Annotated in this window: 10 protein-coding genes; 3 read left to right on the top strand and 7 right to left on the bottom strand. The window is 70.4% G+C overall.

What is annotated here, in order from left to right; translation table 11 throughout:
* Positions 1-393: 393 nt before the first annotated feature.
* A complete protein-coding gene (locus ACFY5C_RS18545) occupies positions 394-1,401 on the bottom strand; it encodes a stage II sporulation protein M (RefSeq protein WP_389445443.1) in 1,008 nt (335 codons plus the stop codon).
* Positions 1,402-1,531: 130 nt separating this feature from the next.
* Between ACFY5C_RS18545 and ACFY5C_RS18540 the strand changes: the two genes are divergently transcribed.
* Entirely contained in the window at positions 1,532-2,512 is a 981-nt protein-coding gene (locus ACFY5C_RS18540) for an RDD family protein (RefSeq protein ID WP_389445441.1), read from the top strand.
* Positions 2,513-2,537: 25 nt separating this feature from the next.
* Here the strand turns inward: ACFY5C_RS18540 and ACFY5C_RS18535 are convergent, their stop codons facing one another.
* Both ACFY5C_RS18535 and ahcY read right to left on the bottom strand, forming a co-directional pair.
* On the bottom strand, positions 2,538-3,152 hold the full coding sequence (locus ACFY5C_RS18535) for a hypothetical protein (protein WP_389445439.1): 615 nt from the start codon (positions 3,150-3,152) through the stop codon (positions 2,538-2,540).
* 195 nt (positions 3,153-3,347) lie between these two features.
* Positions 3,348-4,805: an adenosylhomocysteinase gene (ahcY, locus tag ACFY5C_RS18530; protein WP_389445437.1), complete on the bottom strand. Its 1,458-nt coding sequence runs from the start codon at positions 4,803-4,805 to the stop codon at positions 3,348-3,350.
* 549 nt (positions 4,806-5,354) lie between these two features.
* On the opposite strand from ahcY, the gene ACFY5C_RS18525 reads away from it, so the two are divergent.
* On the top strand, positions 5,355-7,499 hold the full coding sequence (locus tag ACFY5C_RS18525) for a fructose-specific PTS transporter subunit EIIC (RefSeq protein ID WP_389445435.1): 2,145 nt from the start codon (positions 5,355-5,357) through the stop codon (positions 7,497-7,499).
* 108 nt (positions 7,500-7,607) lie between these two features.
* The gene (gene lepB / locus ACFY5C_RS18520; RefSeq protein WP_389445433.1) at positions 7,608-8,291 is read left to right on the top strand and encodes a signal peptidase I; all 684 of its coding nucleotides are present in this window, start codon (positions 7,608-7,610) and stop codon (positions 8,289-8,291) included.
* A gap of 86 nt (positions 8,292-8,377) precedes the next feature.
* On the opposite strand, the gene ACFY5C_RS18515 is transcribed toward lepB, so the two are convergent.
* From ACFY5C_RS18515 to ACFY5C_RS18500, 4 genes are all read right to left on the bottom strand, one after another.
* Positions 8,378-9,358: a cation diffusion facilitator family transporter gene (locus ACFY5C_RS18515; RefSeq protein ID WP_389445431.1), complete on the bottom strand. Its 981-nt coding sequence runs from the start codon at positions 9,356-9,358 to the stop codon at positions 8,378-8,380.
* Between the two features lie 203 nt (positions 9,359-9,561).
* Positions 9,562-10,713, bottom strand: a complete 1,152-nt coding sequence (manA, locus tag ACFY5C_RS18510; protein WP_389445429.1) for a mannose-6-phosphate isomerase, class I — start codon at positions 10,711-10,713, stop codon at positions 9,562-9,564.
* A 118-nt stretch (positions 10,714-10,831) separates the two neighbouring features.
* A complete protein-coding gene (locus ACFY5C_RS18505) occupies positions 10,832-11,965 on the bottom strand; it encodes an SIS domain-containing protein (RefSeq protein WP_389445427.1) in 1,134 nt (377 codons plus the stop codon).
* 328 nt (positions 11,966-12,293) lie between these two features.
* The gene (locus ACFY5C_RS18500) at positions 12,294-12,464 is read right to left on the bottom strand and encodes a Trm112 family protein (protein WP_086725970.1); all 171 of its coding nucleotides are present in this window, start codon (positions 12,462-12,464) and stop codon (positions 12,294-12,296) included.
* Positions 12,465-12,658: the final 194 nt, after the last annotated feature.

Genomic DNA, 12,658 nt, shown 5'->3' with positions numbered 1-12,658 from the left:
AGTTCTCAAGGAACGGACGCTTCCTTTGTACTCACCCTCTCGGGCTTTCCTCCGGGCGCTTCCCTTCGGTCTTGCGTTTCCGACTCTATCAGATCTTTTTCTCGATCCGATTTCCTCGGTGCTTTCCAGGTTCCCGCTCTCGCGTTTCCCTTTCCGGCGACTCCGACTTTATCAGAAGTTCCGGGCCGGATTGACCAGCCACTCTTTTCCGAATCATCGGGAGGGGCTTCTTGGGAATCGAAGTTCCACCGAAGCAGATAGATAGTCACTCTGCCTGGCTGGACTCGCATCCACTTCCAGGCAACTGTTCGAATCTACCTCCCCGCTAGCTCCGTGTCAACGGCTCTTGTGGGGCGAAGAGGAGACTAGCAGCTCAGCGGGTGTGCACGCACATCAGGCGGCGGTGGGAACCGCGGCGCTGCGCTCGGCGGCCTCGACGTCGCCCGTCTCCCCCGCGCGGGCGGCACGGCCGCCGAGGACATAGACGTATGCGAGGAAGGCCAGCTCAGCTGCGACGCCGATGCTGATGCGGGCCCAGGTGGGCAGGCCCGAGGGGGTCACGAAGCCTTCGATGGCGCCGGAGACGAAGAGGACCAGGGCGAGTCCTATGGCCATGCCTATCGCGGCTCGGCCCTCCTCGGCGAGGGCCGAGCGGCGGGTTCGGGGGCCCGGGTCGATGAGCGTCCAGCCGAGACGGAGACCGGTGCCGGCGGCGACGAAGACCGCTGTCAGTTCGAGGAGGCCGTGTGGCAGGACCAAGCCCAGGAATGTGTCCAGGCGACCTGCCGAGGACATCAGGCCGAAGCCGACGCCGAGGTTGAGCATGTTCTGGAAGAGGATCCAGAGGACCGGGAGGCCGAGGAAGACGCCGAGGATCAGGCAGAGGGCGGCGGCCCAGGCGTTGTTCGTCCAGACCTGGGCTGCGAAGGAGGCCGCGGGGTGGCTGGAGTAGTACGTCTCGTACTGGCCACCGGGGCGGGTGAGCTCGCGTAGTTCGCTCGGGGCGGCGATCGTGGCCTGTACTTCGGGATGGGCGCCGATCCACCAGCCCAGGAGCGCGGCGACCAGGGTGGACAGCAGCGCCGTCGGGACCCACCAGTGGCGCGACCGGTAGACGGCGGCCGGGAAGCCGTACGTCAGGAAGCGGGTGACGTCACGCCAGGAGGCGCGTCGAGTGCCTGTCACCGCACTACGCGCGCGTGCCACCAGCTGGCTGAGCCGGCCGGTCAGCTGCGGGTCGGGCGCGCTGGACTGGATCAGGGAGAGATGGGTGGCGGTGCGCTGGTAGAGCGCGACGAGTTCGTCGGCCTCGGCGCCGGTGAGACGGCGCTGGCGTCCGAGGAGGGCGTCGAGGCGGTCCCACTCGGCCCGGTGGGCGGTGACGAAGACGTCGAGGTCCATCTGGTTTTCTGCTCCCCGGCTGTTCGTCGGCGACTCGTCGTAGGCATCAGCTTGTCGTACTGCGGCGCGATGCGCCCTCAGCTTGGCAGACTGGCCATTCCAAGGGCAGGTCAGGGGAAGGACGTACGGCGTGAGTGAGCTGGTGACGGGTGAGGCGGTGGCGCTGGAGTTGCGCCCCGCGAAGCTGCCCAGCAGGGCCTTGGCCGTGCTGCTTGACCTGGCCGTGGCTGTGATCGCCTACATCGTCGTCACCATTGGCGTTGTGGCTGCCACCGCTTCCCTGGACGAGGCGGCGCAGACCGCGCTGTCGATCGCGATGTTCGTGCTGCTGCTGGTCGGCGGGCCGATCGCGGTCGAGACGCTCAGCCATGGGCGCTCGCTCGGGAAGCTGGCGTGCGGCTTGAGGGTCGTACGGGACGACGGTGGTCCGATCCGGTTCCGTCACTCGCTGGTGCGTGGCCTCATCGGCGTGATCGAGATTCTGATGACGCTCGGTGTCGTCGCTGTCATCGCCTCGCTGGTGTCCGCGCGCGGGCGGCGGCTGGGTGATGTCTTCGCCGGGACTCTCGTCGTGCGGGAGCGGGTGCCCCTCGCGCGGACGGGATTGGTTCCGCCGCCTCCGCCGTGGCTGGCCGGGCGGTTCTCGGAGCTTGATCTGTCGGCGGTTCCTGATGGTCTGTGGCTCGCCATTCGCCAGTACCTGACGCGGATGCAGCAGCTCGACCCGCAGGTCGGCTGGAGCATGGCGGAGCAGTTGGCCACGGACCTCGCGGCGCGTACGGGAGCTCCGGCGCCGCAGGGTGTTCCGCCGGCGGCGTATCTGGCGGCGGTTCTGCAGGAGCGGCAGGCGCGGGAGGCACGGCGGGCCTTCAGCCACGGGTCGTTCGAGGGTGGTGCGCACTCTGTGAGTGGTGCGGGGGCTGGGGTTGGTGGGCCTGGCCCGTACGGTCCACCGGTTGTGCCGACCGCCGCTGCGGCGCCTCCGACTTCCCCGTACGGGGCGGAAGGGGATCGTTCCCCGGCGTCGGATGACGCAGTGCGGCAGGCGCCGGCGCCGCAGGACCCTCCTGCGGACGACCGGCCCGCCACAGGCTTCGCCCCGCCGGCCTAGGTCCTCACGGGCAGGGGGCCGTCCCTCAAGCGAACGTCGACGGCGGCGATTTCAGGTCCTCCAGCTCGATTCCGGGTGCCGCGAGGACCACGTCGCCCGCGATGTGTACGGCGTGCTGCTCGCCGGTGTCCAGGGCTGTGACCTGGTATTCGTCCACGGTCAGGGGGCCGTTGTCAGTGGCGTGTGTTTCGCTGTTCACCAAGGCCCAGGACTGGTCCACGGTGCGGGGGGCGAGGACCGGGTCCGTGAAGGCCAGGAGGCGTACGCGGGTTGCCAAGGCGGAGGGGGTGAGACGCAGGAGGCGAGTGGTGGCGATGAGGAACGCGGGGGAGGTCCCTGTGAAGGCATGGGCGCGCACATTGCCTTCCGTGGCCTGAGCCCCGGTGGGGTCGGTACGGACCCAGGTGACGCCGTCGATGGCGGCACCGCGTACTTGCCAGCCACCGGCGTGGAGTTCGAGACGGATGGGGCGGCCGAGTTCGTCCAGGGCGAGATCGACGGAACCGCTGTGATCGCCCGCGGGGGTGGTCAGCTGGGAGACGTAGCGCCAGCCGGACGGGCCGGGGGCGCAGTGGAAGTGCTCTTCTGCGAGGGGGGTGTGATCGTGCGGATCGTGGAGCGAATAACGGCCGCGGGGCATCGGGGTCCTGGGTCTTGACGGGCTGGTCCGCCCACGCGGGCCACGGGGGTCGCGCGGGCTGAAGGGCCGCACGGGCCAAAGGGGCAGGCCCCCGGCACGGGGGTGCGGGGGCCTGCCTCGGAGGATCTGCTGCGACGGAGCGCGTCGCCGGCTGAGCAGCAACCCGGTTCGGCAGCGGCTCAGCGGCGGCTCGGCTCAGTAGCGGTAGTGGTCCGACTTGTAGGGGCCCTCGACCTCGACGCCGATGTACGCGGCCTGCTCGGGGCGGAGCTGGGTCAGCTTCACGCCGAGCGAGTCCAGGTGCAGGCGGGCGACCTTCTCGTCCAGGTGCTTGGGCAGCGTGTACACACCGATCGGGTAGGCGTCCGGCTTGGTGAACAGCTCGATCTGGGCCAGCGTCTGGTCCGCGAAGGAGTTGGACATCACGAAGGACGGGTGACCGGTGGCGTTGCCCAGGTTCAGCAGGCGGCCCTCGGAGAGGACGATCAGCACCTTGCCGTCGGGGTAGGTCCAGGTGTGGACCTGCGGCTTGACCTCGTCCTTGACGATGCCCGGGGTCTTGGCGAGGCCGGCCATGTCGATCTCGTTGTCGAAGTGGCCGATGTTGCCGACGATCGCCTGGTGCTTCATCTTGGCCATGTCCGAGGCCATGATGATGTCCTTGTTGCCGGTCGTGGTGATGAAGATGTCGGCCTTGTCGACGACCTCGTCGAGGGTCGTGACCTGGTAGCCGTCCATCGCCGCCTGCAGGGCACAGATCGGGTCGATCTCGGTGATGATCACGCGGGCGCCCTGTCCGCGCAGGGACTCCGCGCAGCCCTTGCCCACGTCGCCGTAGCCGCAGACGACCGCGGTCTTGCCGCCGATCAGGACGTCGGTGGCGCGGTTGATGCCGTCGATCAGGGAGTGGCGGCAGCCGTACTTGTTGTCGAACTTCGACTTGGTGACGGCGTCGTTCACGTTGATCGCCGGGAACAGGAGGACGCCGTCGCGCTGCATCTCGTACAGGCGGTGGACACCGGTCGTGGTCTCCTCGGTCACGCCGCGGATCTCGGAGGACAGCTGGGTCCACTTCTGCGAGCCGTCAGTGATGGTGCGGTGCAGGAGCTCGAGGACGACGCGGTGCTCGTCGGAGTCGGCGGTGTCGACTGAGGGGACCTTGCCGTCCTTCTCGTACTCGACGCCCTTGTGGACGAGGAGGGTGGCGTCACCGCCGTCGTCCAGGATCATGTTCGGGCCGCCGGTGGGGGTGTTCGGCCAGGTCAGCGCCTGCTCCGTGCACCACCAGTACTCCTCCAGGGTCTCGCCCTTCCAGGCGAAGACCGGGATGCCCTGGGGGTTGTCGGGCGTGCCGTTCGGGCCGACGGCAATCGCGGCGGCGGCGTGGTCCTGGGTGGAGAAGATGTTGCAGGACGCCCAGCGGACCTCGGCGCCGAGGGCGACCAGGGTCTCGATGAGGACGGCGGTCTGCACGGTCATGTGCAGGGAGCCGGTGACGCGGGCGCCGGCCAGGGGCTGCGCCTCGGCGTACTCCTTGCGGATCGCCATCAGGCCGGGCATCTCGTGCTCGGCGAGGGTGATCTCCTTGCGGCCGAAGTCGGCCAGGGAGAGGTCGGCGACCTTGAAGTCCTGTCGGTTCTCGACAGTCGTCATTACGAGCTGCTCCTCGGGGTTGGGTCGAGGGTGGGTACGGCTGGTCTGCACGGCGGCGGACACCGGGGTGCCCGAAGAGGACACAGGCATGCCCGCGTACGCGCAGCGCAGTCCGTCGGAGGCCCTCTCTCCCTCGGCCGGTCCGTGTCGGGACCGCCCGACCGCCATCAGCAGCGACGTCTGGCTCTGTCCCAAGCTACACCGGGACGCCCGGGAGCCACAGCGGGGAGGCCTGGGCGTTCTCGGCCGTCTCGTCCGGCTCCGTACAGATCGCGCCATCGAGGCGCCCCGGGGGCGGGAGGGCGGCGGCGAGTTCACGGTCTGCGGTGGGGGCGGGGGTGGGGCGGGGGCGGGGGTGCTGTGCGGGAGCGATAACAGGACACCAACGAACCGCTCGCATGAGGCGGCAAACCGGGGCGAACAGCGACTTTCGCCCCTTTGAGGCTGCGGCCAGGTGGTGCAGGATGCCCAGGAGATCTGAACAACTGATCGATCTTGCGGGGCGTCCGGGACGGCGGTCCGCTCGAACAAAGGCGTTAGGAGATCGACGTGACCAGTCCGGCCGGCCCTCCCCCCACGGGCGGCGGAAGCGGCGAGCAGAAGCGGTTGAAGCTGCTCGCGGTGACCGCATGCCCGACCGGCATCGCGCACACGTACATGGCGGCGGAAAAGCTCGCGCAGGCTGCCGAGAGCCGCGGTATCGACATGAAGGTGGAGACCCAGGGATCCATCGGGGCTGAAAACGTCCTCGATGACAACGATGTCAACACCGCGGACGGCGTCATCGTCGCCGCGGACAAGGACGTGGACCTGAGCCGTTTCGCGGGCAAGCGGGTCCTCACGGTCGGGGTGGCCGAGGGCATACGCCACCCCGAGCGGCTGATCGAGCAGGTGCTGTCGGCGCCCGTGCACGAGGCCGGGGCGGTCACCGGGGCCTCGGGGGCCGGCGGTGGCAAGGAGCGCAGCGTCGGCTACAAGGCGCTGATGAACGGGGTCAGTTACATGATCCCGTTCGTCGTGGTCGGCGGGCTGCTGATCGCGATCTCGCTTTCGCTCGGCGGGCACACCGACCCGTCGGGCGGCCTGGTCATCCCGAAGGACTCCTTCTGGATGGACGTGAACAACATCGGCGTCATCGGCTTCACGCTGATGGTGCCGATCCTGTCCGGTTACATCGCGTATGCCATCGGGGACCGCCCCGCGCTCGTGCCGGGCATGATCGGTGGCTGGATCGCCAACACCGGGGAGTTGTACGACTCCAAGGCGGGCGCCGGGTTCATCGGGGCGATCGTGACCGGGTTCCTCGCCGGGTATCTGGTGCTGTGGATCAAGAAGGTCAAGGTTCCGAAGTTCGCGCAGCCGATCATGCCGATCATCGTGATCCCGATCGTGGCGACGACGGCGCTCGGGCTGTTCTTCATCTATGTCATCGGCAAGCCGATCTCCTGGGTGTTCGAGAACCTGACCGACTGGCTCAGCGGGATGACCGGCACGAGCGCGATCCTGCTCGGCGCGATTCTCGGGCTGATGATCGCGTTCGACATGGGCGGGCCGGTCAACAAGACGGCGTTCCTGTTCGGCGCCGGGCTCATCGCGACCGGCAACCAGACGGTCATGGGCATGTGCGCGGCCGCGATCCCGGTCATGCCGTTGGGTCAGGGCCTGGCCACGCTGATTCGCAAGCGGCTCTACACCGAGCAGGAGCGGGAAACGGGGCTCGCCTCGCTGTTCATGGGCTGCTTCGGCATCTCCGAGGGCGCAATCCCGTTCGCCGCGGCACGGCCGGCGCAGGTCATCCCGGCCAACATGGTCGGCGGCGCCGTCGCCGGTGCCGTCGCCGGAGTCGCCGGCGTGCAGGACGCGGTGCCGCACGGCGGGCCGATCGTGGCGGTGCTGGGCGCGGTGAGTGGCGTGCCGATGTTCTTCGTGGCCGTGGTGATCGGCACGGTCGTCACCGCGCTGACGACGGTTGCCCTGGTGGACGTCAGTGAGCGCAGGAGGCGCGGGGAGGCTCTCGTCGGCACGGGTACGTACACGGGTACGGGCACGGGCACGGCCGGGCTTGAACCCGCGCTGGTCGGTGCGGGTGCCGGAGTGCCGGGCGCCGGCGCCGCTGCCGTCGTGGCTCAGGCTGCCGTACGTGAGGCGGCGGCGACCGGCTCGAGTACATCGCCAGCGGGGTCGCGGGCAACGTCCACAGGTGCCGCGGACGAGACCGCAGCCGACGATGCCCCTGCCGAGGTCCTCTCCGGCCACCTCACCGAGCAGACCGTGAAGCTGCAGCTCGACGCCGCCGACAAGGAGTCGGCGATCCGGGAGATGGCTGAGCTGCTGGCGGGGACCGGCAAGGTCACGGACGTGGACGAGCTGGTGGCGACCGCGCTGCGGCGCGAGGCGCAGGGCACGACCGGACTCGGTGAGGAGATCGCGATTCCGCATGCCAAGACCGATGCGGTGACCGCGCCGGCCGTCGGTTTCGCGCGGTCCGTGCAGGGCGTCGAGTGGGAGTCGCTGGACGGTACGAAGGCAAGGCTGGTGTTCATGATCGCCGTACCGGAGGCGGCCGCGGGCGACGAGCATCTGCGGATTCTGTCGCTGCTGTCGCGGAAGCTGATGGACGCCGGGTTCCGGGAGCGGCTGCTGGCTGCGACGGACGAATCGGCTGTCCTGGAGGTGTTGCGCGAGGTCGGGTAGCCGCGCGACCGGGTCCGCGTCCGCAGCGAGGGCGCGGGCCCGCCCAGCCCTGTCACAGGCGGGCGCTACGCTCTGTGACCGCGGATGGTCCGCATGGGGAGGGGCACGATGTCAGGCAGAGGGCGAAGGCTGGGAATCGCAGCCGTCGTAGTGGGGCTGGTGGGGGTGCTGTTGGGGCTGGGCGGCTTCGCCTACGCGCAGCATGCCTTCGGCGGCTCGGTCATTTCGAGCGAGAGCATGTCGCCGACGTACGGACCGGGCGACCGGATCTTCTACGAGCGGGGCGACGGGAGCGAGGTGCGGCGCGGAGATGTCGTGGTGTTCTCGGCGCCGGACCGGTACGGCTTCGACGCGTTGGTGATGGCGCGGGTCATCGGCGTCGGCGGCGACCGCGTGACGTGCTGCACGGGGACAGGCGCGGACACACGCGTCTCCGTCAACGGAAAGCCACTGCACGAGCCGTATCTGAAGAGCCCGGAGGCCAGCATTGGCTTCGCCGAGGCCTCCTACGACGTGCGGGTCCCCGAGGGGCGGCTGTTCCTCCTGGGCGATCACCGTGCGAACTCCCGTGACTCGCGGGCATTCCTCGACGACCAGGGCGGGACGCTTCCGGGGTCCGCCATCCGGGGGCGCGTGCTCGAGGACTACACCGTGCCGACCGCCCTCGGAACGGCGATGCTGCTCGGGGTGCTGCTGGTGCTGGTCGCGGTCGGTCTCGGGATCGCCGCCGTGGTCGTACGACGGAAGGCGCGGGCCATGACCCCGCCCCCGCCGCCGTGGGCGGTGGTCTGAGTCCGCGGCCGCGGACGAAACCACATGGGGCCCGCCGAGTCACTCGGCGGGCCCCATGGCCGTAACGGGCAGTCCCCTGCGGAACGTCAGTGACCGGCGTCGTGTGGTGTCGGGCCGCCCGGCGCTGCCTCGCGGTCGGCGCCCTTGGCCGCTTCGGCCTCGCTGTAGATGTCGGGCTCGAGGTAGATCACGCGGGCGATCGGGACCGCCTCGCGGATGCGGGCCTCGGCGGCGTCGATGGCGGAGGCGATCTCGGCGCCCGTGTCCCCCCGCGGGACAGCGATCTTGGCGGCGACCAGGAGTTCCTCGGGGCCGAGGTGGAGCGTGCGCATGTGGATGACGCGGGTGACCACGTCGCCGTCGACGATGGCGGCCTCGATCTTGTGCTCGTCCTCGGCGCCCGCGGCCTCACCGAGCAGCAGCGACTTGGTCTCGATGGCCAGGACGACCGCGATCAGGACGAGCAGGACGCCGATGCAGACGGTGCCGATACCGTCCCAGACGCTGTCGCCGGTCAGCAGGGCCAGGCCGACGCCGCCCAGGGCGAGGATCAGGCCGACCAGCGCGCCGAGGTCCTCCAGGAGGACGACGGGAAGTTCGGGAGCCTTGGCGTGGCGGACGAACTCCTTCCAGGACTTCCTGCCCCGCAGGACGTTGGACTCCTTGATGGCCGTACGGAAGGAGAAGCTCTCGGCGATGATCGCGAAGACGAGAACGCCGACCGGCCAGTACCAGTGCTCGATGTCGTGCGGGTGCTTGATCTTCTCGTAGCCCTCGTAGAGGGCGAACATGCCACCGACGGAGAACAGGATGATCGAGACGAGGAAGGCGTAGATGTAGCGCTCGCGGCCGTAGCCGAAGGGGTGCTGCGGGGTGGCCTCGCGCTTGGCCTTCTTGCCGCCGACCAGCAGCAGGGCCTGGTTGCCGGAGTCGGCGAGCGAGTGCACGCCTTCGGCGAGCATCGACGACGAGCCGCTGAACGCGAACGCGACGAACTTCGCTGCCGCGATCGCGAGGTTGGCGGCGAGTGCCGCCACGATCGCCTTGGTACCGCCTGACGCGCTCATGTGTCGCGTTGTCCCTTCGCCTTCGTCTTCGTACGCCTGTACATCCTGATGCCTGTACACGCGTATGCCTGTACGTCCGTACGCCGTTCAGGGCGTCGCCGAGGGGGCGTGCGACCCTCGTTCGGCTTTGCCCGTCCTTTGCCGGTGGGCCATTGTTGCAGCCCGGTCCGACAACGGCGCGCCGGGTCTTCGAATGCCCTCGGTCAGGCGACGACCGTGGCGCGGAAGACCGTACCGGCACCGGACACTTCGGCCTTTTCGCTCGCCGGTACGAAGACGGACCGGCCGGGCGTCAGCTCGTGCTCGCCGATGCGGACCGAACCCGCCGTGCAGAGCAGGATCTGCGGGGTCGCGCGCGTGAGGTCGTGGGCGACGGTGCCCTCCGGGAGGACGTACCGGGAGAGCCGGAACTCGTCGATCGGGGTCTCGTAGACCTCCTCGCCGTCCGGGGACGCCTCCGGGCGCAGTACGCCCGCGTCACCGGCCTCGAAGCGGACGACGCGCAGGAGTTCGGGGACGTCGACGTGCTTGGGGGTCAGGCCGCAGCGCAGGACGTTGTCGGAGTTGGCCATGATCTCGACGCCCAGGCCGCTGAGGTAGGCGTGCGGGATGCCGGCGCCGAGGAACAGGGCCTCGCCGGGCTGCAGGCGGACGTGGTTGAGAAGCATGGCGGCGATGACGCCGGCGTCGCCGGGGAAGTGGTGCGCGATGTCGGCGTACGGGGCGTACGCGCCGCCGAGGCGGGAGCAGGCGGCCGCGGCTTCGGCGACGGTGCGGGCCATCTCTTGCGGGTCGGCGCTGAGGATCGCGGTGAGCACCTCGCGCAGGGCCGCGTCCTCGGGGTGGGCGTGCAGCAGGTCGACGTACGGCTTGAGGGAGTCGACGCCGAGGCCGTCCAGCGCGTCGGCTGCCTCGACGGGGTCGCGGAAGCCGCACAGGCCGTCGAACTCGGTGAGCGCGCAGATCAGTTCGGGCTTGTGGTTGGCGTCCTTGTAGTTGCGGTGACCGGCGTCGATCGGGATGCCCCGGCGCTCCTCGTCCTCGTAACCCTCCTTCGCCTGCTCCAGGTTGGGGTGCACCTGGAGGGAGAGCGGGGCTCCGGCGGCGAGGATCTTGAGGAGGAAGGGCAGGCGGGGGCCGAACTTCGCCACCGCCGCGGCGCCCAGCTCGCGCTCCGGGTCGGCCTCGATGACCTCGACCAGCGTGCCGCGCTCGGTGCGCGAGGGCGCGCCCGGGTGTGCGCCCATCCACATCTCCGCCTGCGGTTCGCCGGTCGGCTCGGTCCCCAGGAGCTTCGGGATCGCGGTGGTGGAACCCCAGGCGTAGGGGCGGACGGTGTTGTCGAGGCGGTCCATGCGGTTGTCTGCCTGCTCTCTGCGGGTAGGCGGGTTCTCTTCGTGGTGGTCGCCTGTTCGCCTTGTGTACGCCCGCCGGTTCCTGCGGCGCGCGGCTGCCAGGGCCCCCTGGGACAGATCAGGCTCCCGAAGCGAGCGCCAGGTAAACGGCGGCGAAATCCGTGATGGCGATCAGTTCCGCGAGGGTCTCCAACTCGCCGCCTGCCTCCGGCTCCAGCTCGCTGATCGGCGTGTCATGGCTCAGGGCCAGGTCGCGCGCGGCAGGAGCGGCGGTGAGGCCACCGATCGGACGGTCGCGCAGCAGGACCACGCGCGCGTGCAGGGCCGGTGTCTCCTCCACGCGATCGCGGAAGAAGTCGTCGGGGTCGGCGCTCGCAGCGAGCCTGCCGGCGAGCAGGGCGCTGTGCGCGGCGAGCGCCTCGGGCAGTTCGGCGACCACTGCGGGGTGGCCGGAGAGCTCGGCGAGCGCGGCGGCGAAGCGGCGGCCCGCCGGGCCGGCGGAGACGCCCTCGGTCCAGATCAACGGGAGCGAGTCGGCGAGTTCCGCGGCCAGCGTCTTGGCGGGGTTGCTGTAGGTCGCGATGGCGGGCCCGCAGCGTTCGGCGATGTGGTCGAGGCGGTCGGCGACCTTCTCCACGGCGTCGGGCGGAGCGGTGAGCATGCCCGTGCGGTCGAGGAGCGCCAGCAGCGGGGTGAGCAGGGCCCACAGGACGCCGGGGGCAGAGGCTGCGGGGACCTCTTCCTCTTCCTCCTCGTACGGGGCGGTCGCCATCGGCACGAACAGGCCGTGGTTGTTGTGCACGGCTTCGGTGAGCGGGGAGCCTGCGGGGGCCACGGCGACGACCGTGAGGCCGCGGCGGTACGCCTGTTCGGCGAGGAGCGACAGGCCCGGCTCGGTGCCGTCGGGGGTGGTGATCAGCAGCAGGTCCACGGAGCCGGACCAGCCGGGCAGCTCCCAGCGCAGGGCGCCGGCGGCGGGGGCGACGCCGGCCGGAGCCAGCCGGGTGACGGGGCTGGTGGCGCCGGCGAGCGTGCCGAGCAGGTCGGCGACGCAGATGGCGGCGGCGCCGGGGCCCGCGATGAGGATCGCGCGGGGGCGGCCGTCGGGTTTGAGGTCGTTGATGCCTGCCTCGGCTGCGTGCCGGGCGGCGGTGCGGACACGGGCGCCGGCTTCGGCCGCGCCGCGCAGCAGGGCGCGGCGGTCGGCCTCGGCGAGCGCCTCCGGCGTGTCCAGCAACGATTCGTCGAGCATGGGCGGCAGCCTCCGATAGCCGGGTCTTCTTTTGGAGGGCGGGGGTCGTGCGCGGGGGTGTGCGTCGGGGGGCTTGCTCGGTCGTGGGGAGGGACGCCGGGTGGGGGGCTCGGTGGCCGGGCGGGCGTTGGTTCCGGGCGTCCTGGTCGCGGCGTCGGTCGGTGGGCGTCTCCGTGCCGGTGGCTGGAGCCCGTACGCCGAGGGCCGCGGCGGGGCGACGTCGCGAAGGGCGCGAAAGCGGGAGCGGACGTCTGTACGGCGGGGGCGGCTTGGTCCCGGACGGTGACCGGACGTTCAGCCGCCCTTGCGCCGGTGCCGTGGCGTCCCGTTACGCGGGGCGGCGGGCCTCGTCCACGAGCAGGACGGGGATGCCGTCCCGGACGGGGTACGCCAGGCCGCAGCCCTGGCCGGTGCAGATCAGCTCGGCGTCCTGCTCCTTGAGAGGGGCGTGGCAGGCCGGGCAGGCGAGGATCTCCAGGAGGCCGGCTTCCAGCGGCATGGGGTGTCCCTTCTGGGGCGGGTGGGTGCGGTACGTGCGTGTGTGCGGATGTGCCTGGTCAGCGTACCGCCGGTGGGGGCGGGGTGCCGGGGTTGGGCGGCGGTGGGGGCGTGGGGGTGGTTTCGCCCCCGCCGCCCTTACCCTTCCCGTCCTTGAAGGGGCGCTGCCCCTTCGACCCCGGCCCCTGGGGGCTG

It is taken from the genome of Streptomyces sp. NPDC012935 (genome assembly GCF_042900345.1).
Taxonomy (GTDB): Bacteria; Actinomycetota; Actinomycetes; order Streptomycetales; family Streptomycetaceae; genus Streptomyces.
This window is presented reverse-complemented; position numbering and strand designations above follow the sequence as displayed.